The sequence below is a fragment of the Pseudarthrobacter sp. B4EP4b genome, from assembly GCF_006680095.1.
Classification (GTDB): Bacteria; Actinomycetota; Actinomycetes; order Actinomycetales; family Micrococcaceae; genus Arthrobacter.
Genome location: NZ_VHIJ01000001.1, coordinates 977 through 2,474 on the forward strand (window position 1 = coordinate 977; position 1,498 = coordinate 2,474).

Annotated in this window: 3 protein-coding genes; 2 read left to right on the forward strand and 1 reads right to left on the reverse strand. The window is 68.4% G+C overall.

All coding sequences use genetic code 11. The annotated features are described in order from the left end of the window. A partial coding sequence (locus FNL14_RS00010) for a hypothetical protein (protein WP_142056844.1) occupies nucleotides 1-241 on the forward strand: 241 nt, incomplete at its 5' end. A gap of 36 nt (nucleotides 242-277) precedes the next feature. Beyond that, the gene (gene nboR / locus FNL14_RS00015; protein WP_142056554.1) at nucleotides 278-886 is read left to right on the forward strand and encodes a nicotine blue oxidoreductase; all 609 of its coding nucleotides are present in this window, start codon (nucleotides 278-280) and stop codon (nucleotides 884-886) included. On the opposite strand, the gene FNL14_RS00020 is transcribed toward nboR, so the two are convergent. Beyond that, the coding region (locus FNL14_RS00020) for a uracil-DNA glycosylase (RefSeq protein ID WP_142056846.1) at nucleotides 883-1,498 on the reverse strand (616 nt) is incomplete at its 5' end. The genes nboR and FNL14_RS00020 overlap by 4 nt on opposite strands.

Here is a 1,498-nt window from a genome sequence, read left to right on the forward strand (position 1 = left end):
CCGCCAGTTCGTGCCCAACGAATTCGCCACCCTCGGCGCCGACGGCTTCGGCTTCTCCGACACCCGCGCCGCAGCCCGCCGCTTCTTCAAGAACGACACCCACTCCGTCGTGGTCAAAGCGCTGCAGATGCTCGCGGCGAGGGGCGAAATTGAGGAGGGCGCGCCGCAATACGCGATGGACCGGTACAAGCTCCTGGACGTCAACGCCGGCACCACCGGCGGGGGCGGCGGCGACGCCTAGGAAGGACACGGACACCCGAAGAGTTAGGGTGCAGACATGGGCAACGCGGAGGAGATCAGGGCCACGGGGGTTGTGCTCGCGGCCGGGGCCGGGACCAGGCTCGGCCGGGGCCCCAAAGCCCTGCTCCCCTACCGCGGCCGGCCGCTCGTGGAATCGGTGGCCGGGGCGCTGCTCGACGGCGGCTGCCGGGAAGTGGTGGTGGTCCTCGGCGCCGGCGCCCCGGACGTCGCCACCATTGCCGAACTGGACCGGTACCGGACGGTGGTTAACCACGAGTGGCAATCCGGGATGGGCAGCTCACTGTTGCTGGGCAACGCCGACGCCGATCCCCGGGACCACCTGATGGTGGCGCTCGTGGACCAGCCGGGCCTTACGCCCGGAACAGTGGGCAGGCTCCTGGCGGCACACTGTCCGGGCCGGCTCACGGCAGCTTCTTACGATGGCGGCAACGGCACCACACGCCGCGGGCACCCCCTGATCATCGACGCCGCGCTCCGGGAAGCCGTGGCCGCCACAGTGACGGGAGACGCCGGGGCACGCGGCTTCCTGCGGGCCCATCCGGAACTGGTGGACGAGGTGGACTGCAGCGACCTTTCGAACGGCCTGGACGTTGATACCCCGGAGCAGCTCTACCTCCTCGGCTAGCGGCCAATCACTTCGGCGCTGAGCAGCTCCTCCAGGCCCCGCTTGAAACCGGCTCTTCCGCCATGCGAGGGGTGTCGCACTTTGGGTGCATCCACACCGCTGAAAAGCAGGCTGTGGTGTGCCACGTTGCCCACGGCCACCACAGAATCGATGCCGAACAGCTCCGCGAGTGACTGCCAGAACGGCGTTCCAAGCCTTGCGTCCGCGGCAGTGGGAGTGCGGTTGGACTGGGGCTTCCCCGGAACATGGGTATGCCAGGGGCAGGCGCTCCACAGCAGGGGCAGGAACTGCAGTTCGGCCAGCACGTCCCACATCACGGTTGCGGTGGGCTCTGCAGCAACGTCCGCTGCCTCCGGCGGCAACACGTAGCCCTTCCCCGGACCGAACAGGCCAAAGCTGTTGGCCGGCCCCTGGAACATGGTGCGGTTGGTGAAGGGCACGCCGGTGATCCGCATGCCTCTGAATCCCGGCGCCTCACCCAGCAGCAGCACCTTCGGTGAACGGTCCAGCAGTTCCTTGAGGTACAGCTCCAGGTTGCGTCGCCGCAGTGCATTTTCCGGGACGCTGTGGTCAAAGAAGTTGTTGCGCCCCGGGACTGTGGGCACGGCGGCG

Bases quoted from the DNA above. Each gene is read 5' to 3' on its own strand.
- nboR (WP_142056554.1), top strand. From the start codon at position 278: ATGGGCAACGCGGAGGAGATCAGGGCCACGGGGGTTGTGCTCGCGGCC.